This window comes from Citrobacter sp. Cpo015 (assembly GCF_030333035.1).
Classification (GTDB): Bacteria; Pseudomonadota; Gammaproteobacteria; order Enterobacterales; family Enterobacteriaceae; genus Citrobacter; species Citrobacter portucalensis.
Window position 1 is genome coordinate 233,630 of sequence record NZ_JAOWGS010000037.1, and the last position, 22,080, is coordinate 255,709.

At 49.3% G+C, this 22,080-nt stretch carries 23 protein-coding genes; 18 read left to right on the forward strand and 5 right to left on the reverse strand.

Annotated features, from left to right (window positions below; all coding sequences use genetic code 11):
• The first annotated feature begins 235 nt into the window (after positions 1–235).
• Complete coding sequence (gene sbmA / locus OGY67_RS16865; protein ID WP_003021430.1) at positions 236–1,456, forward strand: peptide antibiotic transporter SbmA; 1,221 nt, start codon at positions 236–238, stop codon at positions 1,454–1,456.
• Positions 1,457–1,471: 15 nt separating this feature from the next.
• Positions 1,472–2,575, forward strand: coding sequence for a DUF1615 domain-containing protein (locus OGY67_RS16870; RefSeq protein ID WP_286574250.1), 1,104 nt, complete (start codon positions 1,472–1,474; stop codon positions 2,573–2,575).
• Here OGY67_RS16870 and OGY67_RS16875 read toward each other — a convergent pair.
• On the reverse strand, positions 2,560–2,883 hold the full coding sequence (locus OGY67_RS16875) for a DUF2755 family protein (protein ID WP_032942507.1): 324 nt from the start codon (positions 2,881–2,883) through the stop codon (positions 2,560–2,562). The genes OGY67_RS16870 and OGY67_RS16875 overlap by 16 nt on opposite strands.
• 264 nt (positions 2,884–3,147) lie before the next feature.
• On the opposite strand from OGY67_RS16875, the gene OGY67_RS16880 reads away from it, so the two are divergent.
• Positions 3,148–3,366, forward strand: a complete 219-nt coding sequence (locus OGY67_RS16880) for a DUF2754 domain-containing protein (RefSeq protein ID WP_003830949.1) — start codon at positions 3,148–3,150, stop codon at positions 3,364–3,366.
• Positions 3,367–3,389: 23 nt separating this feature from the next.
• On the opposite strand, the gene ddlA is transcribed toward OGY67_RS16880, so the two are convergent.
• Complete coding sequence (gene ddlA / locus OGY67_RS16885) at positions 3,390–4,484, reverse strand: D-alanine--D-alanine ligase (RefSeq protein WP_286574251.1); 1,095 nt, start codon at positions 4,482–4,484, stop codon at positions 3,390–3,392.
• Positions 4,485–4,785: 301 nt separating this feature from the next.
• On the opposite strand from ddlA, the gene OGY67_RS16890 reads away from it, so the two are divergent.
• From OGY67_RS16890 to adrA, 5 genes are all read left to right on the forward strand, one after another.
• Positions 4,786–5,982 (forward strand): multidrug efflux MFS transporter, encoded by a 1,197-nt coding sequence (locus tag OGY67_RS16890; RefSeq protein ID WP_100272851.1) that lies wholly within the window; start codon positions 4,786–4,788, stop codon positions 5,980–5,982.
• A 248-nt stretch (positions 5,983–6,230) separates the two neighbouring features.
• Positions 6,231–6,473, forward strand: coding sequence for a sigma-S stabilization anti-adapter protein IraP (locus tag OGY67_RS16895; RefSeq protein ID WP_057068908.1), 243 nt, complete (start codon positions 6,231–6,233; stop codon positions 6,471–6,473).
• A 104-nt stretch (positions 6,474–6,577) separates the two neighbouring features.
• A complete protein-coding gene (gene phoA, locus OGY67_RS16900) occupies positions 6,578–7,993 on the forward strand; it encodes an alkaline phosphatase (RefSeq protein ID WP_286574255.1) in 1,416 nt (471 codons plus the stop codon).
• 97 nt (positions 7,994–8,090) lie between these two features.
• A complete protein-coding gene (gene psiF, locus OGY67_RS16905) occupies positions 8,091–8,411 on the forward strand; it encodes a phosphate starvation-inducible protein PsiF (RefSeq protein ID WP_003830956.1) in 321 nt (106 codons plus the stop codon).
• A gap of 91 nt (positions 8,412–8,502) precedes the next feature.
• Positions 8,503–9,618, forward strand: a complete 1,116-nt coding sequence (gene adrA, locus OGY67_RS16910; protein ID WP_095533161.1) for a diguanylate cyclase AdrA — start codon at positions 8,503–8,505, stop codon at positions 9,616–9,618.
• A gap of 17 nt (positions 9,619–9,635) precedes the next feature.
• Here the strand turns inward: adrA and proC are convergent, their stop codons facing one another.
• Entirely contained in the window at positions 9,636–10,445 is an 810-nt protein-coding gene (proC, locus tag OGY67_RS16915) for a pyrroline-5-carboxylate reductase (RefSeq protein ID WP_204558866.1), read from the reverse strand.
• A gap of 273 nt (positions 10,446–10,718) precedes the next feature.
• On the opposite strand from proC, the gene OGY67_RS16920 reads away from it, so the two are divergent.
• The 5 genes from OGY67_RS16920 to ppnP all read left to right on the forward strand — a co-directional run bounded on the left by OGY67_RS16920 (position 10,719) and on the right by ppnP (position 13,404).
• The gene (locus OGY67_RS16920; protein WP_048214806.1) at positions 10,719–11,174 is read left to right on the forward strand and encodes a YaiI/YqxD family protein; all 456 of its coding nucleotides are present in this window, start codon (positions 10,719–10,721) and stop codon (positions 11,172–11,174) included.
• A 186-nt stretch (positions 11,175–11,360) separates the two neighbouring features.
• Entirely contained in the window at positions 11,361–11,906 is a 546-nt protein-coding gene (gene aroL, locus OGY67_RS16925) for a shikimate kinase AroL (RefSeq protein WP_008783910.1), read from the forward strand.
• Positions 11,907–11,932: 26 nt separating this feature from the next.
• Positions 11,933–12,124, forward strand: coding sequence for a protein YaiA (yaiA, locus tag OGY67_RS16930; RefSeq protein ID WP_003021472.1), 192 nt, complete (start codon positions 11,933–11,935; stop codon positions 12,122–12,124).
• 246 nt (positions 12,125–12,370) lie between these two features.
• The gene (locus tag OGY67_RS16935) at positions 12,371–13,048 is read left to right on the forward strand and encodes an AroM family protein (protein ID WP_003830963.1); all 678 of its coding nucleotides are present in this window, start codon (positions 12,371–12,373) and stop codon (positions 13,046–13,048) included.
• A gap of 71 nt (positions 13,049–13,119) precedes the next feature.
• The gene (gene ppnP / locus OGY67_RS16940; protein ID WP_003021477.1) at positions 13,120–13,404 is read left to right on the forward strand and encodes a pyrimidine/purine nucleoside phosphorylase; all 285 of its coding nucleotides are present in this window, start codon (positions 13,120–13,122) and stop codon (positions 13,402–13,404) included.
• 50 nt (positions 13,405–13,454) lie between these two features.
• Here ppnP and rdgC read toward each other — a convergent pair whose 3' ends face one another.
• The gene (gene rdgC / locus OGY67_RS16945) at positions 13,455–14,366 is read right to left on the reverse strand and encodes a recombination-associated protein RdgC (protein ID WP_003021479.1); all 912 of its coding nucleotides are present in this window, start codon (positions 14,364–14,366) and stop codon (positions 13,455–13,457) included.
• Positions 14,367–14,457: 91 nt separating this feature from the next.
• On the opposite strand from rdgC, the gene mak reads away from it, so the two are divergent.
• Positions 14,458–15,366: a fructokinase gene (gene mak / locus OGY67_RS16950; RefSeq protein WP_286574257.1), complete on the forward strand. Its 909-nt coding sequence runs from the start codon at positions 14,458–14,460 to the stop codon at positions 15,364–15,366.
• A 27-nt stretch (positions 15,367–15,393) separates the two neighbouring features.
• Here the strand turns inward: mak and araJ are convergent, their stop codons facing one another.
• On the reverse strand, positions 15,394–16,566 hold the full coding sequence (araJ, locus tag OGY67_RS16955; protein ID WP_032942515.1) for an MFS transporter AraJ: 1,173 nt from the start codon (positions 16,564–16,566) through the stop codon (positions 15,394–15,396).
• A gap of 548 nt (positions 16,567–17,114) precedes the next feature.
• Here araJ and OGY67_RS16960 point away from each other — a divergent pair.
• From OGY67_RS16960 to OGY67_RS16975, 4 genes are all read left to right on the forward strand, one after another.
• Positions 17,115–17,672 (forward strand): fimbrial protein, encoded by a 558-nt coding sequence (locus tag OGY67_RS16960; protein ID WP_079934862.1) that lies wholly within the window; start codon positions 17,115–17,117, stop codon positions 17,670–17,672.
• A gap of 100 nt (positions 17,673–17,772) precedes the next feature.
• On the forward strand, positions 17,773–18,495 hold the full coding sequence (locus OGY67_RS16965) for a fimbrial biogenesis chaperone (protein WP_286574259.1): 723 nt from the start codon (positions 17,773–17,775) through the stop codon (positions 18,493–18,495).
• Positions 18,496–18,521: 26 nt separating this feature from the next.
• Positions 18,522–21,047, forward strand: coding sequence for a fimbria/pilus outer membrane usher protein (locus OGY67_RS16970; RefSeq protein ID WP_286574261.1), 2,526 nt, complete (start codon positions 18,522–18,524; stop codon positions 21,045–21,047).
• A 14-nt stretch (positions 21,048–21,061) separates the two neighbouring features.
• On the forward strand, positions 21,062–22,060 hold the full coding sequence (locus OGY67_RS16975) for a fimbrial protein (RefSeq protein WP_174770632.1): 999 nt from the start codon (positions 21,062–21,064) through the stop codon (positions 22,058–22,060).
• Positions 22,061–22,080 lie beyond the last annotated feature (20 nt).

Sequence of the window (22,080 nt, forward strand, 5' to 3'; positions counted from 1 at the left end):
GATGTTCGCTTTTGTGATCTCACGCTGTGATAATCTGCACATACTGGAACGTTGTCGAGTGTGAAAACCACAGAAACAATTCTTCATAACCGAGGTGCGAACTAAGTGCCTCGGTTTTGGTCACAATTGTCGGTTTCAGCTTGTGTTTTTGGGCGTAAGCCGTCTGGCCTCCGCACTCTACGGTGGCAAATGCACAGCAGTCGTCATAACGATAAGAAGTTAGCAGGAGAGCACTATGTTTAAGTCTTTTTTCCCAAAGCCGGGGCCGTTCTTTATTTCGGCATTTATTTGGGCACTGGTCGCCGTTGTATTCTGGCAAGCAGGTGGGGGAGCCTGGGTTGCACATATTACCGGCGCGTCGGGAGACGTACCTATTAGCGCAGCGCGTTTTTGGTCGTTGGATTACCTGATTTTTTATGCGTACTACATTCTTTGTGTCGGGGTGTTCGCGCTGTTCTGGTTTCTCTACAGTCCACACCGCTGGCAGTACTGGTCTATTCTGGGCACATCGCTGATTATTTTTGTGACCTGGTTTCTGGTTGAAGTCGGCGTCGCCGTCAACGCCTGGTATGCGCCATTTTATGACCTGATTCAAACTGCGCTCAGCGCACCACACAAGGTGAAGATTGAGCAGTTCTATCATGAAGTGGGCATTTTTCTCGGTATTGCGCTGATAGCCGTAGTCATTGGCGTGATGAACAACTTCTTCGTCAGCCACTATGTGTTCCGCTGGCGTACCGCGATGAACGAACACTATATGGCGCACTGGCAGCATTTGCGTCACATCGAAGGCGCAGCGCAGCGTGTGCAGGAAGACACCATGCGTTTTGCTTCTACGCTGGAAGATATGGGCGTCAGCTTTATCAACGCAATTATGACGCTGATTGCCTTCCTGCCTGTACTGGTTACGCTCTCTGCCCATGTTCCTGACCTGCCGATTGTTGGACATGTGCCTTATGGCCTGGTGATTGCCGCGATTGTCTGGTCGCTGATGGGAACCGGTTTGCTGGCCGTGGTCGGGATAAAACTTCCTGGGTTGGAGTTTAAAAACCAGCGCGTGGAAGCGGCCTATCGTAAAGAATTGGTCTATGGCGAAGATGATGGCAACCGTGCGACGCCACCGACGGTGCGTGAACTGTTCCATGCGGTACGGCAAAACTACTTCCGTCTCTATTTTCACTATATGTACTTCAATATTGCCCGTATTCTTTACCTGCAGGTTGATAACGTTTTCGGCTTGTTCCTGCTGTTTCCGTCGATTGTTGCCGGTACGATTACGCTCGGCCTGATGACGCAAATCACTAACGTGTTTGGCCAGGTGCGCGGCTCGTTCCAGTATCTGATTAACTCCTGGACAACGTTAGTAGAACTGATGTCTATTTATAAGCGTCTGCGCAGCTTTGAACGAGAGCTTGATGGTCAGGATATTCAGGAAGTTACCCATACGCTGAGTTAATAATAAGGAGATGTTATGTCGACGGTTTCCCGTCTTTACCCCTTGTCCGGTCTGGCAGCACTGGTGCTGGTGGGATGTAGTAGCCAACCTGCGCAGCCGCTAAAAAAGGGGGAGAAAGCCGTCGATGTGGCGAGCGTGGTGCGCCAGAAAATGCCCGCCAGCGTGAAAGACCGGGACGCGTGGGCGCAGGATTTGGCAAAGACCTTTGAAAGCCAGAAGCTGGCACCGACGGTTGAAAACATCTGTTCGGTGCTGGCGGTAGCGCAGCAGGAGTCAAACTTCCAGGCCGATCCGGCTGTTCCTGGTTTAAGCAAAATCGCCTGGGAAGAGATTGACCGTCGCGCAGAACGCATGCATATCCCGCTGTTTGTCGTGCATACCGCGCTAAAGATTAACTCGCCAACGGGGAAAAGCTACAGCGAGCGTCTGGATACGGTGAAGACGGAAAAACAGCTTAGCGCCATCTTTGATGATTTCATCAACATGGTGCCGATGGGGCAGACATTGTTCGGATCGCTTAATCCGGTACATACCGGTGGTCCAATGCAGGTCAGTATCGCGTTTGCTGAGCAGCACACCAGCGGGTATCCGTGGAAAATGGCGGGGACGGTACGTCAGGAAGTGTTTAGCCGCCGTGGTGGGTTGTGGTTCGGTACGTATCATCTGCTCAACTACCCGGCGAATTACAGTGCGCCAATCTTCCGCTTCGCCGATTTTAATGCCGGATGGTATGCGAGCCGCAATGCAGCTTTCCAGAATGCGGTCAGTAAAGCCAGTGGAGTGAAGCTGGCGATGGACGGGGATTTGATTCTCTATGGCAGCAGTGAGCCGGGCAAAACGGAGCTGGCGGTACGTAAACTAGCCGGGAAGCTAGGGATGAGCGAGAGTGAGATCCGCCTGCAACTGCAAAAAGGTGACAGCCTGGCCTTTGAAAAAACCGCATTGTACGAAAAGGTTTATAAGCTGGCGGAAGCGAAGACCGGGAAAACGTTACCCCGTGAAATGCTGCCGGGCATTCAACTGGAAAGCCCGAAGATCACGCGTAATCTGACTACTGCGTGGTTTGCTAAACGGGTGGACGATCGTCGGGCGAAGTGTATGAATCAGTCATCTTTATGATGACGGTGACGCCAGCGCATGACCGCCGCTATGACGCCAAGAATCAGGCTTCCGGCCAGGAAGGGGATCAGTCCAAAGAGGGTACCGACGCCTAAACCGATTTCAACCCGCGGGCGTCCTGTCTCCTGCATTTGCAGCTGCATCAGTTCTTCATAGATGCCGGGCGCGTGGGCCAACAGATTTAAAATCTGTGCACCCGCCCAGAAGCAAAACAGCACAAATACGGCATACGCAATGTTGCCGGGCAGGGAGGAGGGATCCCGATGCTTGCCCTTAAACAGGGATTTTGAGAGCGTAAAATCAGCCATAAAGACCTCCGGAAATAACCTGCTTTTTTTGACGTAATGCCTGGAACTGAGAGTGAGTCTGACAGGTGATCGGCAATGTCAATATCAGAATGATGGTAATTTCGGGTAGAGATTATTCCTGGATTTCGGTTTTTTGTTGGCGGTCACAATTATGTAACCTTAAGTTAAACTGAGTTACATTTAAGAAATTCCGCACAGGCCACAGACGCCCTCGGGGAAATGTGCGAGGATGCCTTACTGTGTTGTATTTCCACCGGAGCTGTTATGAACCTGCCTGTAAAAATCCGCCGAGACTGGCACTACTATGCCTTCGCTATTGGGCTTATCTTTATTCTGAATGGCGTGGTGGGGTTATTAGGTTTTGAAGCGCAGGGATGGCAAACCTATGCGGTGGGGCTGGTGACCTGGGTGATTAGCTTTTGGCTGGCCGGATTAATCATCCGCCGCCGCGTTGAAGATGATGAAGCAAAGGATGCCCAATAGCTCTATCAGGCATCCTGACGGGTTTACATAGTGGTTTTCAGCGCGCTATCCGCAGCATGGCGTTCCAGCGCCAGTTCGATCAGGCGAGTGATCAAATCGGTATAGCCTAAACCGCTCGCCTGCCACAGTTTCGGATACATACTGATGTTGGTAAAGCCAGGCAGCGTGTTGATCTCATTGATCACAACGTCGTTTTCAGCAGTTAAGAAGACGTCCACGCGCGCCATGCCGGCACAGCCCAGAGTCTGGTAGGCCTGAATGGCGATTTCGCGGATCTTATCGTTAATCTCTGGCGCAATTGCTGCCGGAACGACAACTTTGGCACCGTTATCGTCAATGTATTTAGTGTCGTAAGCGTAAAAATCGCTGTTCAGCACGATCTCGCCACAGGTACTGGCCTGCGGATGATCGTTGCCCAGTACCGCACATTCGATCTCGCGGCCTTTGATCCCTTGCTCCACAACGACTTTATGATCGAATTCAAATGCCAGCGCGACGGCCTGATCGTATTGGGCTTCGCTGGTTACTTTACTGACGCCAACGGACGATCCCTGGTTGGCCGGTTTTACAAACAGCGGCAGACCCAGGCGGGATTCCACTTCACTAAAGCTGATGCTGTTGCGATTCGCGCGAGTGAGCGTAATAAATGGCGCGATATTTAACCCGGCATCACGCAGCAGACGTTTGGTCACGTCTTTATCCATACAGGCAGCAGAACCCAGCACATCAGAACCGACAAACGGCAGGTTCGCCACGCGCAGCATGCCCTGCAGAGAGCCATCTTCACCCAAAGTACCGTGTACGATCGGGAAAATAACATCGACCGTCGGCAGCGGTTGACCGTTTTGTGCATCGATCAACTGGTGCTCTTGTTTACCCGGTACCTGCGCCAGGCTGGTCTCAGAAGGTCGCAACGCAATATGCGCCGGATCGTCTGAATTGAGCAGATAGTTACTGGCATCGCTGACGTGCCATTGCCCTTGTTTATCAATACCTAACAGCACAACGTCAAAGCGAGTCTTGTCGATGGCATCGACAATATTTTTTGCCGATTGCAATGACACTTCATGTTCCGCTGATTTACCACCAAATACGATTCCTACCCGCAACTTTGCCATCTTAAAAACCCATTCCATGAATGCAAAGCACATACATTACCACGACAAAACGCAGGTTTCCTCGGCTTCTGGCAGATTGTTTTGGCGAATGACAGGGGATTAGAAGGGGACATACACGCAGATCGCGCGGGAAGCACAATCCCCTGTTTATATTATGGGTTTGATGTGAGCTATATCACAAATATGATGAGCGGGAAGATAAAATCCTAAACTGTGATTTATCGCACCTGTAGACCCTTATTCGGCTAAGTAATTTGTTAAGCTGCTCGCAGTTTTCAGCTAATTATCGTTATGAGTCCTTATGGAATCCTGGAGAGTTAACCTTATTTCCGTTTGGTTCGGGTGCTTTTTTACCGGACTGGCGATTAGCCAAATCTTGCCTTTTTTACCACTCTATATCTCCCAACTGGGCGTGACCTCGCATGAAGCGCTATCAATGTGGTCCGGATTAACGTTCAGCGTCACCTTCCTGATTTCAGCCATTGTTTCTCCGATGTGGGGCAGTCTGGCCGACCGCAAAGGACGCAAGCTGATGCTGCTGCGGGCCTCACTGGGGATGGCCATTGCGATTTTGCTACAGGCATTTGCCACTAACGTCTGGCAGCTTTTTCTGCTGCGCGGGGTGATGGGGTTAACCTCCGGCTATATTCCTAATGCGATGGCGCTGGTTGCGTCCCAGGTTCCACGCGAGCGCAGCGGCTGGGCGCTGAGTACGCTCTCTACGGCGCAAATTAGCGGCGTCATTGGCGGACCGCTGATGGGAGGCTTTATCGCCGATCATGTTGGCTTACGGGCGGTATTCTGTATTACCGCCGCCTTGCTGGTGGTGAGTTTTCTGGTCACACTGTTCTTGATCAAAGAGGGCGTTCGCCCGACGATTAAAAAAAGCGAACGTCTGAGTGGGAAGGCCGTGTTTGCCTCGCTTTCGCATCCGGCGTTGGTGATCAGCTTATTTTTTACCACTATGGTGATTCAACTGTGTAACGGCTCAATTGGGCCTATTCTGGCGCTGTTTATTAAATCGATGGTCCCGGACAGTTCGAATATTGCTTTTCTCAGTGGGCTGATAGCCTCAGTACCGGGCATTTCTGCTCTGATTTCCGCGCCCCGACTTGGTAAATTAGGCGACCGTATTGGTACTGAGCGGATTTTAATGGCGACGTTAATCTTCGCGGTGGTGCTGTTTTTTGCCATGTCGTGGGTTACCACGCCGTTGCAGTTGGGAATTCTACGTTTTCTGCTCGGCTTTGCTGATGGTGCGATGTTGCCGGCGGTGCAGACGCTGTTGGTGAAATACTCCAGCGACCAGATAACCGGACGCATCTTTGGCTATAACCAGTCATTTATGTACCTTGGCAACGTCGCAGGGCCATTGATGGGGGCAACGGTTTCGGCAATGGCGGGGTTCCGTTGGGTGTTCATTGCTACAGCAAGCATTGTGCTTATCAATATCTGGCAACTGGCTATCGCGTTGCGACGTCGGCGCGCGGCTCGTTGAGGTCCTGATTAACAACGCTGCTTGTCAGCGTTGTTAATCCATAATTGTGTTTTATATATTTGTGTGATTATTAATTTTCTTACCTTTTTATATTGAATCATTCTGCTTCAGGACTCATTTTCCCTTATTTTGTGTTGTGATTGTTTTCGCAAATCGTTTTATTTCTTATAAAAATACAACTTTCATCCTCTAGGCAGTCGTGAGCCTTAATGATAACGTGACCCATATTTTGTTAAGGGAATAGGCAAATGAAAAACCTCGTCACTGAGTTGTTACTTAAGCTCGCGCAAAAAGAAGAAGAATCGCAAGATCTGGCGGCACAGGTCGAAACGTTAGAGCGGGTAATCATCGAAATGCTGAGCAATATGGCGTGGAACGATCGGCAAATATTTATTCGTCAAATTGAGGGGGCGCTGGCTGGCGGAAACCGCATGCCCGCGTTTCTGACGAACATACATAATGCTGGCGAGTGCGTACCAAAAGCGTTGTGATCCATCTGTGGTGGGGTAACCGCAAATTATCATAAAAGTGTCACATCAAATACTTATAGTCGCTTTGTTTTAATTTTACCGTATTTATACATGGAGAATATAAAGTGAAACAAAGCGCTCTGGCTATTGCCCTGTTACCTTTGCTGTTTACCCCGGTTATTAATGCAGAAACATCTACTGTAGCGGTTATGGATAATCGTGCTGCTCAGGGAGATATCACCACGCCGGGTGGCGCTCGCCGATTGTCTGCCGATCAAACGGCAGCTCTGCGCGAATCCCTGAACGATAAACCGGCCAAAAATATAATTTTACTGATTGGCGATGGGATGGGCGACTCCGAAATAACGGCAGCGCGAAATTATGCTGAAGGCGCGGGCGGCTTTTTTAAAGGTATTGATGCTTTACCGTTGACCGGACAATACACACATTATGCGTTGGATAAGAAAACGGGCAAGCCCGATTATGTGACAGATTCAGCAGCATCTGCGACAGCATGGACAACCGGCGTGAAGACCTATAATGGGGCACTGGGTGTGGATATTCATGAAAAAGATCACACCACGATTCTGGAAATGGCCAAAGCGGCAGGTCTGGCGACAGGCAACGTTTCCACGGCTGAATTACAGGATGCCACGCCGGCCTCACTGGTTGCCCATGTCACTTCGCGTAAATGCTATGGCCCGAGCGTGACGGCTGAAAAATGCCCGACGAACGCGCTGGAAAAAGGCGGTAAAGGGTCAATTACCGAACAATTATTGAATGCTCGTGCGGATGTTACGTTAGGCGGCGGGGCAAAGACTTTTACTGAAACCGCTACGGCAGGTGAGTGGCAGGGTAAAACGCTGCGAGAACAAGCCCAGGCCCGTGGTTACCAGATGGTGAGTGATGCCGCGACGCTGGCGGCTGTTAGCGAAGCGAATCAGGATAAACCGCTGTTGGGTCTGTTCTCAGACGGTAATATGCCAGTGCGTTGGGAAGGGCCGAAAGCGTCTTATCACGGCAACCTGGATAAGCCGGTAGTGACCTGTACGCCAAATCCAAAACGTAACGACAGCGTGCCAACGCTGGCGCAGATGACGGATAAAGCGATTGAGCTGTTAAGCAAAAATGAGAAAGGTTTCTTCCTGCAAGTAGAAGGCGCGTCAATCGACAAACAAGATCATGCCGCTAACCCGTGTGGACAAATTGGTGAAACGGTCGATCTGGATGAAGCAGTGCAGCGTGCACTTGCCTTTGCGAAGAAAGATGGCAACACCCTGGTTGTGGTAACCGCTGACCACGCGCATGCCAGCCAGATCGTCGCACCGGATACCAAAGCGCCAGGTTTGACGCAGGCGCTGAACACTAAAGATGGCGCGGTGATGGTCATTAGCTATGGCAACTCTGAAGAAGAGTCCCAGGAGCACACCGGCAGCCAACTGCGTATTGCAGCCTATGGCCCTCATGCGGCGAATGTGGTTGGCCTGACCGATCAAACCGATCTGTTTTACACCATGAAAGCGGCGTTAGGACTGAAATAAGCTGATACCCGGCGGCAATACTTTTGCCGTCGGGTGGTATTTTTATCGTTAGCAGCCAAACTTACCTGTGTGTCGTCGTTCAGAAAAGGATGGTGCTATGAAAATTACATTATTAATGACGTTACTTTTTGGTCTGATTTTTTTAACTACCGTCGGTGCTGCCGAGAAGACGTTAACCCCGCAACAACAGCGTATGACCACCTGCAATCAGCAGGCCACGGCGCAGACCTTAAAAGGGGATGCGCGTAAGACCTATATGAGTGATTGCCTGAAAAACAGTAAATCTGCACCTGAGGAAAAGAGCCTGACGCCACAGCAACAGAAAATGCGTGAATGCAACGTCAAGGCGACGGAACAGTCTCTGAAAGGCGATGATCGTAATAAGTTTATGAGCGCTTGCCTGAAAAAATCTGCTTAGCACTTCCGGGTGAGCAGGTAAAATCGCTCACCCGAAATATCATACTTCCGCTACCAGACCCCTTCCTATAATTTGGGAAATTTGTTTCAGAATATTCCCAAATACGATGAATGATGAAAACTTTTATCAAAAGAAGGTCGTCCCGAATGAAGCATTTATATTGCTTCATCAAAATGACCACCAACGTTCCGGTCTGCGATTTGCCCGACGAATCAGGCTGCCGCGAGCGGTGGGACTGGGGGGAATGTTTTTCCCTATCGCGTCGGTATTAGTTTCTCAGCCAATAACCGGAGGCTGGTGGCTTTTGCTGGTGGGATGGGCGTTTGTCTGGCCGCATCTGGCATGGCAATTGGCAAGTAAAGCTATCGATCCACTGCATAGCGAATATACCAACTTAAAAGCCGATGCCATCCTCGCCGGGATGTGGATGGGGATTATGGGGATAAACTTGCTGCCATCCACGGCGCTGTTGATGATTATCTGTATCAACCTGATGGGCGCAGGGGGTATGCGTGTCTTCATCGCAGGCGCCGTGTTGATGGTGGTTTCCTGCCTGGTGACGTTACAGTTAACGGATATTCCCGTGGCTTTTAGCAGTACGCAACTGAGTGTGCTGCTGTCGCTGCCGGTGTTAGTGGTTTACCCGTTGCTATTTGCCTGGGTGAGTTACCAGACGCTCATCAGGCTGGCAGAACATAAACGTCGCTTACAGGTTATGAGTACGCGAGATGGGATGACCGGGGTTTATAACCGACGTCATTGGGAACTGTTGCTGCGGAATGAATTTGATAATTGCCGCCGCCATCAGCGTGATGCCACGCTCCTTATCATCGATATCGACCATTTTAAGAGTATCAATGATACCTGGGGCCATGACGTCGGGGATCAGGCCATTGTTGCACTGACCCGCCAGTTACAGATGACCTTACGCGGTAGCGATGTGATTGGTCGCTTTGGCGGTGATGAGTTTGCGGTAATCATGTGTGGCACGTCAGCGAGCAGCGCGATTGCAGCGATGTCTCGTGTTCACGAACGGCTTACCCAACTGCGTTTATCTTGCGCGCCGCAGGTTGACCTGCGAATTAGCGTGGGCGTTGCGCCGCTGACGTCTGAAACTGAACACTATCGAGAATGGTTAAAATCAGCAGATATGGCTCTCTACAAAGCAAAGAATTCCGGACGTAACCGCACTGAAGCGGCGGCCTGACGTCCGGCGGTGTTAACTCAGGAGCGGCTGAGTTTTTCCGACTGCTCCATGCACTTAATCATCGCTTCAATCACCGATGAACGGAAACCGCGTTCTTCCAGGACGCGTACCGCCTCAATGGTGGTTCCACCTGGCGAGCACACCATATCCTTCAATTCGCCAGGATGTTTACCCGTTTCCAGAACCATCTTCGCCGAACCCATTACCGCTTGTGCTGCAAATTTATAAGCCTGCGCGCGGGGCATCCCCCCCTGAACGGCGGCATCTGCCATCGCTTCGATAAACATAAATACATAGGCCGGTGCTGAACCGCTGACGCCAACAACCGGGTGAATCATCCCCTCCGCAATGACTTCAGCTTCACCAAAGCAGCGGAAGATATTGAGCACGTCGGCTGTTTCTTCCGGTGTAACTAAGGCGTTCGGCGTGACGGAGGTCATTCCGGCATTCACCAGCGATGGCGTGTTTGGCATCGCGCGAATGATTTTACGGTCATGGCCCAGCGCGCGAGCGAGTTGATCGAGGGTGACGCCCGCGGCAATCGAGACGACAAGGGAATCTTTGTTCAGGCTGGAGGTAATTTCACTCAGCACCTTAATCATGATGCCTGGTTTTACGGCCCCAAAAACAATATCAGCGATCTGCGCGACTTCTTGTGCAGACTGCGCCGCATTAATGCCGTACTGGTCGTGTAGCGCGGCGACCTTATCGGGGGAAGGGGTGTAGACCCAGATTTGTCCGGGGAGAACCTGACCGCTGGCGATCATGCCGCCAAGAATGGCTTTGCCCATATTACCGCAGCCGATAAAACCAATTTTCTTGTCCATCTTGTCACTCCCTATGGATGATATTCATTGTTTTATACCCGTCATACTTCAAGTTGCATGTGCGTTGGCTGCGTTCGCTCACCCGAATTACTTACCAGAGTAAGCTCATCGGGACTCACTCTCTTGCCGCCTGCCTGCAACCCGAATTATTTAGGGTAAATCTGGGAAAGCTAAGCTTAGCGCGGAATGAATATGTTCAGAAGGAGAAACAGCACTTTGCCTGAAAGTAAAAGCACGCGACAATGTGCGACAGCACACCAGTGGGGAGAAGTTATGACAATATGGGTGGATGCCGATGCGTGTCCGAATGTGATTAAAGACATTTTGTACCGCGCCGCTGAGCGCATGCAAATGCCGCTTGTTTTGGTGGCCAACCAAAGCCTGCGCGTCCCGCCTTCGCGTTTCATCAGCACATTACGTGTGCCTGCGGGCTTTGACGTGGCTGATAACGAGATTGTGCGTCAGTGCAGCGCCGGTGATTTAGTGATAACGGCAGATATTCCGCTGGCGGCTGAAGTGATTGAAAAAGGTGCGGCGGCGCTTAACCCGCGCGGCGAACGCTATACCGAAGCCACGATCCGCGAGCGTCTGATGATGCGTGATTTTATGGATACACTGCGAGCCAGCGGTATCCAGACCGGGGGGCCGGACAGCCTTTCGCCCCGCGACAGACAGCATTTTGCGGCTGAACTGGATAAGTGGTGGCTGGAAGTTCAGCGTAGAAAATAGAGTGTGTAATTTATTATTTACACTTTATTCATTATGAATTCTTGTTATAGTAGGGGTTAACTCATCTTGCCATTCTTTCTGTAATTTTTTCTTTACGGTTTTGGCGATGTACTAGTTTGATGATATGATTATATTTTTAACCGCATCAGATCCCGCTTGTTGGCGGCTCTCTGGGGAAATTCTGTGATGACGCAACCTCTTTTTCTTGTTGGCCCCCGGGGGTGTGGTAAGACGACAACCGGTATGGCGCTGGCAAAGGCTATTGATTTCCAGTTCGTTGATACCGATCGCTGGTTGCAATCGCACGTGCAAATGACCGTGGCGGAAATCGTCGAAAGAGAAGGATGGGAAGGGTTTCGTGCCCAGGAAACGACCGCTCTGCAGGCTGTTACAGCTCCTGCCACGGTTGTTGCGACCGGCGGCGGTATCATTCTTACCGAATTTAATCGTCATTACATGCGCAGCCACGGCGTGGTTATCTATCTAAGCGCACCGGTATCGGTACTGGTTGATCGTCTGGAGGCCACGCCTGAAGAAGGATTGCGACCGACTCTAACCGGCAAACCGTTGACCGAAGAGGTTCAGGAAGTGCTCGCCCAGCGCGATGTTTTGTATCGTGAGGCTGCGCACTATATCGTTGATGCCACCAATCCGCCTTCGCAGGTAGTGGAAGACATTCTTGGGATACTGGCGCAGGCAGCGCCACGGTTGCAGGGCGGTGTCTATACTTAATGTTCATCCAGTGAAAAGGAAGAACTATGCCGACACAACCACCTTATCCACGTCAAGCGACCATTGTTACGGTTGAAAAAGGGACGCCAGGTCAGACGGTAACCTGGTATCAACTTCGTGCCGATCACCCTAAACCGAATTCGTTGATCAGTGAGCATCCTTCAGCTCAGGAAGCGATGGATGCTAAAAAACGCTACGAAGACCCCGATAAAACCTGATATGAAGACCGCTCTGGCACGAGTCTTAAAAGTGCCAGTCCGGGCGTGCATCACATTATTTTAAATTTCGCCGTATACAGTAAAAATTGAAAATTAAACAATAACAATCCAGTACTGGAATGATCTGGAATCTTTACACAATACACCGCCGATCTACTGCTACGCTTTTGAGCATTTGTAGCACAGGTCAGCGCCCGGCACTTATCCGGGATTTCACAGCAAAGTAAGAAGACGGTGGAGCAACAAATGAGTACGTCGTTGGCTATCCTCACGATTGGCGTTGTGCCGATGTGTGAGATGTTACCGCTCCTGACGGAATATATTGATGAACAGCACATTACTCACCACAGTCTGCTGGGGCAGATGCAGCGAGAAGATGTGATGGCCGAGTACGGGGCTTCACCCGGTGACGAGCTGTTATTAACGCTGCTTAGCGACCACCAACTTGCTCATGTCTCACGCCAGAAAGTGGAACGCTCGCTGCAAAGCATTGTGGAGGTTCTCGATAATCAGGGATTTGATGTGATCCTGCTGATGAGTACCGCCTCAATCACCCGTCTGACCGCCCGCAATAGTATCTTGTTGGAACCCATACGCATTATTCCCCCGTTAGTGGCTTCAATTGTCGAAGGGCATCAGGTTGGGGTCATTGTACCTGTTGCTGAATTGCTCAAAGCCCAGACACAAAAGTGGCAGGTGTTACAAACTCCGCCAGTGTACGCCGTGGCGAATCCAGTAGAAGGTTCTGAACAACAGCTGATTGATGCCGGGAAATATCTCCTTGAGCAAGGTGCTGATGTTCTTATGCTGGACTGCCTGGGGTTTCATCAGCGTCATCGTGATTTACTGCAAAAGTCGCTGGATGTCCCGGTTTTGCTGTCCAATGTGTTGATTGCTCGACTGGCTTCGGAATTGCTGGCGTAATTTTGCGTGACAGGTGGAACATCAGCCCCCTATATTGGTTCCTAACTTAATCACGAGATAGGGCCAGTTGTATGCTTCAAAGTAATGAATACTTTTCCGGCAAAGTAAAATCGATCGGTTTTACCAGCAGCAGTACTGGCCGCGCCAGTGTAGGCGTGATGGCTGAAGGTGAATATACCTTTGGTACTGCGGCGCCTGAAGAGATGACGGTAGTAAGTGGCGCACTGAACGTGCTGCTGCCAGGGGAAACCGAGTGGAAAGTGTATGCCGCAGGAGACGTGTTTAACGTACCGGGCAACAGCGAGTTTCATCTGCAGGTAGCAGAGCCAACATCGTATCTTTGCCGTTACCTGTAAGCGTAAAAATGACGAATGGCGATATTGAGTCGCCATTCGCTAAACACGGCTTAACGTTGCGCTTCGCCGCCTAATCCTTCCACCAGACTTTTAATCAGCGCCGCCAGTTCACCTGTCATCAGGATGAAATCGGCATCAAAACGCTGAGCATAATCTTCGCGGTCGATATCTTCGTTCTGATCGCGCAGCTCGTCGCTAAACTTCAGACGCTTAATGGAACCGTCGTCACACATAACGAACTGAATGCGCTGCTGCCAGTCGAGGGCCAGCTTAGTAACCAGTTTGCCCGCTTCGATATGCACGGCGATTTCGTCGCAGACCAGATCCTGCTTTTTCGCGCGGATCACACCGCCGTCTTCAAGGATTGCTTTCAGTTCAGCTTCATCCAGCAGTTGGAAGCCCTGCGCCGTGGTGCCGGAGCGAACCCATTCGGTTAGCGTCAGCTCAATAGGGTTTTCCATCGTCAGCGGAACGACCGGCAGCGAACCGAGACTCTTACGCAGCAGCGCCAGCGTATCTTCGGCTTTTTTCGCGCTCGCACAATCAACCATGATCAGATCGTTGACGGTATCGATCCACATCATTGTCTGGCTGAAGCGGCTAAAGGCGCGCGGCAGCAATGAGTGCAGAACTTCATCTTTCAGCGAGTCTTTTTCGGTCTTCTTAAGTTTGCGACCTTGCTCAGCTTCCAGTTTGAATATTTTGGCTTCCAGCGCCTGTTTGATAACCGGCGACGGCAGAATTTTTTCTTCTTTGCGGGCGCAGATAATAATTTGGCCATTGGCGGTATGCGTTAATGCATCGCTGTGCGATCCCATCGGCGGAACCCAGCCCATTTTTGCCATATCCTGGCTACCGCAAGGGGTGAACGTCATTGATGCCAGCTGTTTTTCCATCTCTTCGGCTCGCAAAGAAACATCGCGGCTAAGACGGTAAACCATTAAATTTTTGAACCACAGCATGATAATTTCCACGGCCTTGTCGTTAAATCCAGCGGGCATGATAGCGAATTGTCGCTATGCTTGCATTGTTAATCGGGAAGAGGAGCAAACAGTGCGTATAGGTATCGATTTGGGCGGTACGAAAACGGAAGTTATTGCGCTTGGCGATGCGGGCGAGCAGCTTTTTCGCCATCGCCTGCCCACGCCGCGTGATGATTATCGGCAAACGATAGAAACCATCGCCACGCTGGTGGAGATGGCGGAAAACGCCACCGGGCAGACGGGAACCGTGGGAATGGGCATTCCAGGTTCAATCTCGCCCTACACCGGGGTAGTAAAGAATGCCAACTCGACCTGGCTTAACGGACAACCTTTTGACAAAGACCTGAGTTCGCGTCTGAATCGTGAAGTGCGGTTGGCAAATGATGCCAACTGTCTGGCGGTTTCAGAAGCGGTGGATGGTGCGGCGGCCGGGGCGCAAACCGTGTTTGCGGTGATTATCGGCACCGGATGTGGCGCAGGCGTGGCACTGAATGGTCGGGCGCACACGGGCGGTAACGGTACCGCGGGCGAGTGGGGGCATAATCCGCTGCCATGGATGGACGAAGATGAGCTGCGTTTCCGACAGGAAGTCCCCTGTTATTGCGGTAAACAAGGCTGCATTGAAACCTTCATTTCCGGGACCGGCTTTGCCACCGACTACCAGCGTCTGAGCGGTAAGCAGCTCAAAGGCAATGAAATTATCAGTCTTGTTACTGCGCAGGATTCTCTTGCGGAGCAGGCGTTGAGCCGCTATGAGCGTCGTCTGGCGAAATCACTGGCACATGTGGTGAATATTCTCGATCCGGACGTCATTGTGCTGGGGGGCGGAATGAGCAATGTCGACCGACTGTATCAAAACGTTCCGACGTTGATTAAGCAGTTTGTCTTTGGCGGCGAATGCGAAACGCCTCTACGCAAGGCGCTACACGGGGATTCCAGCGGTGTACGCGGTGCGGCCTGGCTGTGGCCGCAGGAGTAAGGTTCGCGTAGCCGGGTAGCGCAGATGCTATCCGGCAGCGTGTGTCATCTGGGGTACTGCGCGCTTCAGGCGACCGTACAGCAACAGTGACGACATCGCAGAAAACGACAGCAGTGCCGCCGGCAGCGTCACGTAGTTGTAGGCAAAGCCCAGCGTCAGCATCATGCCACCGCTGTAGGCGCCAATCGCGCTGCCGAGGTTAAAGGCAATTTGCCCGCCAGCCGCACCCAGCAGCTCCCCTCCTTTAGCATTTTGCAGCAATAAAATTTGCAGCGGTGCCGACAGGGCAAACAGGCCCGCGCAGCAAATAAAGGCGAAGGTCAGCGACGCGGCTTTGATCCCGCCAAAGGCAAAGAGCAACAGCAGAGCCAGCACAATCACGAAGTCGGTTATCACCGCAATGCGCAGCGGCGTATAGCGACCAGACAGCCGACCGCTCAGCAGATTTCCCAACACCATTCCTAATCCTACCAGCATCATGATGAAGGTCATCAGCGCTTCGGAAAAACCGGAGATGAACATCATGTATGGTTTGACATAGCTGAACCAGGCGAAAACCCCAGCGTTACCAAACATGGTGGCGGAGAAAATGAGCCACGGGGCGGGGCTTTTCAAAAAGTGAAATTGTTCGCGCAGGTTTCCTTTTGCTTCATCGCTGATGTTGGGCACCCAAAAAGCGACCGAGACCATCACGGCGATATTAAAGACGGCAATCAGCAGGAACGTATAGCGCCAGCTAAATTCCTGACTCAGCCAGGTGCCGACGGGAATGCCAACCAGATTGGCAACGGTCATACCCGAAATCATGCCCGCGACGGCGGCGGTGACTTTTCCCGGGCGGGCGAGCTTCGACAGGATAATTGCGCCAACGCCAAAAAATGCGCCGTGCGGGAAGCCTGAAACCAGCCTGCCCACCGCCAGCATAAAATACGAGGAGGAGAGGGTGAAAATGGCGTTGCCAATCACACACAGCGTGACCAGAAACAGCAGAATATGCTTGAGCGAAAAGCGGCTGGAAAAGAGTGCAATAATGGGCGCGCCAAGCACCACGCCAAAGGCGTAAAACGAAATCATATGGCCAGCGGCAGGAATGGAAATTCCCACGTCCCGCGCCAATTCGGTGAGTACACCCATGATGCCAAACTCGGCCATGCCCAGCCCAAACGTCCCCAGGGCTAAAGAGAAAATGACTTTTTTCATACCACCTGTCATACGCAGCAACAACAGCTAAGTAGGGCTAATGCTATCATATTTGTGAAGTCTGAACGAACGATTGCAATTATTCTTGAAAGCAATTATTTGCATGTTAGATGCCGATAACATACGGACTCGGAATTGTAGTCTTTTCAATATATAAAATACACTAAAATAATGTTTTATTGATGGGCGGTTTCTGGTTGGGAATGGATTGTTGTATTCATAACGAATATGAATCGATAGTGATTTATTTTTTATATATAAAATGCATAGCTATAAATTATTTAAATATTGTTTTTCTTTGTGTGATTAATTTATTTAACTTGCTGTTTTATAATGGTATTGTTTTTTGTCTTTGCGCTATTGATGAAATAAAAATCATATTATATTATATATGTCGACCACAATATCCATTGGGTTAGAACGCATAAGATTCTATCTTTCGGACCTCTTCTGAGGACTGTTTGGGATTTTTATATGCAAAAGTCTTTGGCGGAAATTTCAGAGGCAGCATTCGAAAGATAATAAAATTTATTATAGGGAAATTTCACATGAAAAAGAAAGTACTCCTTTCTGCCTCTTTGTTGCTTGTTGCGGCTATCAATGTTGCGCATGCGGCAGACTTAACTGATGACCAGGGCACCGTCACTTTTACCGGTACTATTATTAACCCACCTTGCCAGGTTGATACAGACAGCGAAGATGTTCAGGTACCCTTTACCCCGCTGGGGACGAACGCCTTTGCTGGTATTGGCGAAGAAGCGTCTCAGGTTCAGCCATTTGCAATTAAATTGACTAAGTGCCCGGCAAATACTGTGGTAAACCTGACCTTTGCAGGTGATACCGCAACGGAAAATACGCAGCTGAAAGCGCTTACTGGCGGCGTTGATACCGGTGTTGGTATTGTGGTTTATGGCGCTGATGCCAGCAATGATAAAGTCGTTTTTAACGACGAAGCGAACTCTGCTTTTGCTCAAACGACCGGGGCAAGCGAAGAAAATGACCTGACGTTTAACTTCACATCAAAAGTTGTGGCAACCGTTGATCCGGCGAGTATCAAAGGCGGCGAGTTTGCCGCAACCACAACCTATACCATTTACTATCCATAAGGGACGTAGAGTGGGTGTGACGTAAGTTCAGACAGGATATGCCATAGGATAATCAGGGTATGTCCTGTAATTCTTTTCGAGATTTAGCCATAAGGGATGAATGATGAATCTCAACATTTCTGGTTTGCTGTTTTCAGCAATATTCATTCTTTTTCAAAACACTGCTTCGGCGGGGGTGCAAATTAGTAATACGCGTATTATTTATCCTGGAGATGTGGATGAAGTTCAGGCAACGGTAAAAAATACGGGTAATGGAAATCAGCTTGTTCAGGCATGGGTTGATAACTTCGATAAGAATGATAAAAGTAAGCCTCCTCTTATTATTACTCCTCCGTTATTTAAACTTATTGGCGGACAGACGAATATCCTACATTTTATCTCAGTCGATAAAAATGACATCCTGAAAAAAGATCGTGAACAAATTTTTTGGGCTAATATCAAGTCTATCGAAGCGACGCCTAAAGTGTTAGTACAACAAAGTAAGCTACAATTGGCTACCCGCAGCCGTATTAAGCTGATATGGCGACCAAAAGGATTAAATAAAAACGACGCGCAAGAAGCATACAAAAGTCTGATATTTTCTGTTTCAGGTGGACGTTTGGCTGTGGATAACCCGACTGCATACTATATTTCTTTGCATAATATGACCGTTGACGGCAAAGAGGTAAAGCCGCCGAAAGATACGCTTTCTGCTGTGTCTATGATGATTTCACCCTATTCAAAAATGATCTATTCCCTTCCTGGTGGGAACGCTAAGTCTGTTCGATGGAGTGCAATCGACGACTACGGCAATGCCACTTCCGAACAGGAAAAGTCACTTTAAATTTGGCGGATAAGGATATCCACAATATGCGGCCTATCAATAATAATCATGAAATTCTCTCATTGAAATTATCAGCTATTGCCACCGCGTTGATGTTGTGTAGTCCGTTTTGTATCGCTGAATCTCAAGTTGCTGATGATGAGTTTAATATTGATGCGCTACGTTTTGATTCCCCAATAGACAGCGCAGAGGCGATCCGTACTTTTTTAGACGATAATGCACTTGCACCAGGCGTCTACCTCAGTTCTGTTTATTTTAATAATCATTTTGTTGAAAAAAAGAATGTGACGTATGTGCTTAATGAAGCCCATACCGCACTCATTCCCGTGTTAAAAAAATCAGAACTGGCCGCCTATGGCGTCAATGTCAGCAAAATGCCATTGATGAAAACGATGTCTGATGACGCCACGGTTGATGATATCGGACGTTACATTGAAGAGGCTTCCTGGACTTTCTCCACTCAGCAACAACGGCTGGATATTCGTGTTCCGCAAGTTGCTGTTAATCAGGAAGTGCAGGGGTATATCGACCCTGATAATTGGGATGATGGGATACCTGCTGCACTGTTGGGTTATTACTATAGCGGCTCTAAAACACACTACAGCTCTCAGGGCTCGTCGACACAAAATTACCTGAGTTTAAACAGTGGACTGAATGTAGGGCCGTGGCGCATACGAAACAATGGAAATTACCAAAGCGGAGATGGTTGGGAAAACATTTCGACGTATATTCAGCGGGATATAAAGCGCCTGCGTAGCCAACTAACGCTCGGTGATAGCTCTACTGCGGGAGATATTTTTGACAGCCTTCCGATTCGTGGTATTCGTCTGCAAACAGATACCGCTATGCTGCCCTATAGCCAACAAGGGTTTGCGCCGGTGATCCGGGGGATTGCGAAAAGCGATGCTAAGGTGACCATTAAGCAAAATGGCTACACTCTCTATCAAACCTATGTCAGCGCAGGGGCGTTTGAAATTACGGATGTACCGCAGGTATCTTCCGGCAGTGATTTCGATATAACAATCACGGAGGCTGATGGGAGTGAGCGTAGCTTCGTTCAGACGTCGTCTTCTTTACCTATCATGCAGCGACAGGGGGCATTGCAATATAGCGTTGCCGCCGGGCATTACCAAAATAATGATACATCAGAGGATCCTAATCTGGTCGAAGCGCAACTTATCTATGGGTTGCCTTATGGTTTTACCGTGTATAGCGGCGTGTTGGGCAGTGATTTTTATCGTTCCGCGGCATTAGGTTTTGGTATTGATCTTCATGATTTTGGCGCGTTTTCGTTTGATGCCACAACGGCCAGAAGCGAAGTGGCTGATAACGTCTGGCAGGGGATGTCTTATCGTGCCCAGTATGCGAAGAATATCGATACGACCAACACCAATCTTACGCTTGCGAGTTATCGTTACTCTACCCGTAATTTTTATACGTTTACGGAAACGTTAAATAACCGAACTAACGATATTGATGACGACAGTTTTTATGCTTATCGCAATACCAATAACCGTCGTAGCCGCTTTCAGGTAAATATCAGCCAGAGCCTGAATGAGCTAGGTTCTTTCTATATCTCCGGTTATCAGCAAGATTACTGGGGACTGGCGGGATATGAGCGCACGGTATCTGTCGGTTATAACCAGAACTGGGAACGGATCCGATTTATGCTCAACTATTCGTTGACGCAAACGCCAACCTCACATCGAGATGAGCAGGTTTCATTTACTGTCAGTATTCCCTTAGATAAATGGTTACCCAGTGCCTGGGCGAATTATACTTATACAGATAACCGTCATCGTAGTCAGCAACATCTGATTGGGATCAGTGGTACTGCATTGCAGGATGATAACCTCAATTATAATCTCCAGCAGTCCTGGGGGAATAATGGAATGGGGGAGAATGGAAGTATGAATGCCACCTGGCAAGGCTCATTTGGCTCTGTTTCTGGTGGGTACAATTATGACAACAACAGCAGGCAAGTGAATTATAAGTTACAAGGTGGGATTATCGGCCATGCTGGCGGGTTTACTTTAGCACAGTCGCTACCTGAAACGGTGACCTTAGTCGATGCCGACGATGGGCCTGATATTAAAGTAGAAAACAGTACCGGCGTATATACTGATTCCTATGGCTACGCTGTTATTCCATATGCCTCACCCTATCGAACGAATAACATTATATTGAATACGGCAAGTAACCCGCAGGTTGATATTGAGGAGCCCGTCAAACAGGTGATTCCTTCGCGTGGTGCGGTCACACTGGCAACATTTTCTGCACGCACCGGTATACGTGTTTTGTTAACGCTACAACATAATGGAAATAACGTTCCTTTCGGCGCGCTTGCGGCATTGGCAGGGGAAAACGAAAAAAATTATGCCAGTATCGTGGGTGATAATGGACAGGTTTATTTAACCGGTGTATCGGCAGGCGATCGCGTTATGGTGAAGTGGGGTGAGAAAGCAACACAGCAGTGTACCGCGCAGATTGCTATTCCTGCCGATGAACTTACCAACAAAACCGTTGCTATATTAGCGGCAGAGTGTAAATAAAGGTGAAAGTGATAATGATATCCTTCATTAGGTATGTGATTGTATTTTTTGTACTAAACTGGTCAGTGGTAAGTTATGCTTCATGTTATTATAAAAATGATACGACAGCTGCAACCTATACGGTCACCGTTCCGACTATTAACGCTCAGCGCGATGTCCCTGCAGGAACTGTCCTATGGGATAGCGGTTATCTTAGTGCTCCAAATCAATCGGATATATTTTGTAATGGGGTGCACCCAATCTATCGTGGATATGATGACTCATCATTGACGCTGGTAAATGGTGTTGAAGAATATGTTTATCAGACGAATAACCCAGGTATTGGGATTAAAATTTGGTGGTTGTCTGTTGATAGTGGCAAAAGCTACTCACCAAGTGATGCCCGTATTTTTTATTCTCCGGCGAAGGCTGAAGGTTCAAAAACATGCAATGGCTGTGAATACACAAATGTATCGGCAATGTTTGAGGTGCGATTAATCTCAACCGGGCAACCTATTACAGATACTCCCTTGCAATTATCACGATTTAGTGCTTCCCGAATATATGAATCCGCCGCTCAACTTCATATTAACTTTACCGATGCAGATGTGGTAGTTAACAGTGCCAGTTGTGTGCTTAATAGTAAGAATATTTCTGTTAATTTGGGTCGTTACTTTAAAACTGTCAGTCTGAATAACCCGGGTGATACTGGTGATGCGGTTGATTTTAAAATTGATTTGACGTGCGATCAGGATACCAATGTCAATGTATTATTTTCTGGTACAACGGCAGCAGGCGATAGCACTATTCTGACATTAAATGATCTTGATTCTCCGACGTCTGCGCAAGGTGTCGGTGTGCAAATTTTATATAACGATCGGTTAGTGAATTTTGGCGAGCTCCTGTCCACGATAAAAAATGGTGCAGAAGGGAGCGTCGCTCTGCCGTTTAAAGCTCACGTCATACGTTTAAATGAGAACTTGCGGGCCGGCGAAATCAACGCCACGGCGACCTTTGATATGATTTACCGCTAGCGGTTATTTTTTAAGCGTAA

Bases quoted from the DNA above. Each gene is read 5' to 3' on its own strand.
- sbmA (WP_003021430.1), top strand. From the start codon at position 236: ATGTTTAAGTCTTTTTTCCCAAAGCCGGGGCCGTTCTTTATTTCGGCA.
- OGY67_RS16870 (WP_286574250.1), top strand. From the start codon at position 1,472: ATGTCGACGGTTTCCCGTCTTTACCCCTTGTCCGGTCTGGCAGCACTG.
- OGY67_RS16875 (WP_032942507.1), bottom strand. From the start codon at position 2,883: ATGGCTGATTTTACGCTCTCAAAATCCCTGTTTAAGGGCAAGCATCGG.
- OGY67_RS16880 (WP_003830949.1), top strand. From the start codon at position 3,148: ATGAACCTGCCTGTAAAAATCCGCCGAGACTGGCACTACTATGCCTTC.
- ddlA (WP_286574251.1), bottom strand. From the start codon at position 4,484: ATGGCAAAGTTGCGGGTAGGAATCGTATTTGGTGGTAAATCAGCGGAA.
- OGY67_RS16890 (WP_100272851.1), top strand. From the start codon at position 4,786: ATGGAATCCTGGAGAGTTAACCTTATTTCCGTTTGGTTCGGGTGCTTT.
- OGY67_RS16895 (WP_057068908.1), top strand. From the start codon at position 6,231: ATGAAAAACCTCGTCACTGAGTTGTTACTTAAGCTCGCGCAAAAAGAA.
- psiF (WP_003830956.1), top strand. From the start codon at position 8,091: ATGAAAATTACATTATTAATGACGTTACTTTTTGGTCTGATTTTTTTA.
- proC (WP_204558866.1), bottom strand. From the start codon at position 10,445: ATGGACAAGAAAATTGGTTTTATCGGCTGCGGTAATATGGGCAAAGCC.
- OGY67_RS16920 (WP_048214806.1), top strand. From the start codon at position 10,719: ATGACAATATGGGTGGATGCCGATGCGTGTCCGAATGTGATTAAAGAC.
- aroL (WP_008783910.1), top strand. From the start codon at position 11,361: ATGACGCAACCTCTTTTTCTTGTTGGCCCCCGGGGGTGTGGTAAGACG.
- yaiA (WP_003021472.1), top strand. From the start codon at position 11,933: ATGCCGACACAACCACCTTATCCACGTCAAGCGACCATTGTTACGGTT.
- OGY67_RS16935 (WP_003830963.1), top strand. From the start codon at position 12,371: ATGAGTACGTCGTTGGCTATCCTCACGATTGGCGTTGTGCCGATGTGT.
- ppnP (WP_003021477.1), top strand. From the start codon at position 13,120: ATGCTTCAAAGTAATGAATACTTTTCCGGCAAAGTAAAATCGATCGGT.
- rdgC (WP_003021479.1), bottom strand. From the start codon at position 14,366: ATGCTGTGGTTCAAAAATTTAATGGTTTACCGTCTTAGCCGCGATGTT.
- araJ (WP_032942515.1), bottom strand. From the start codon at position 16,566: ATGAAAAAAGTCATTTTCTCTTTAGCCCTGGGGACGTTTGGGCTGGGC.
- OGY67_RS16960 (WP_079934862.1), top strand. From the start codon at position 17,115: ATGAAAAAGAAAGTACTCCTTTCTGCCTCTTTGTTGCTTGTTGCGGCT.
- OGY67_RS16965 (WP_286574259.1), top strand. From the start codon at position 17,773: ATGATGAATCTCAACATTTCTGGTTTGCTGTTTTCAGCAATATTCATT.
- OGY67_RS16970 (WP_286574261.1), top strand. From the start codon at position 18,522: ATGCGGCCTATCAATAATAATCATGAAATTCTCTCATTGAAATTATCA.
- OGY67_RS16975 (WP_174770632.1), top strand. From the start codon at position 21,062: ATGATATCCTTCATTAGGTATGTGATTGTATTTTTTGTACTAAACTGG.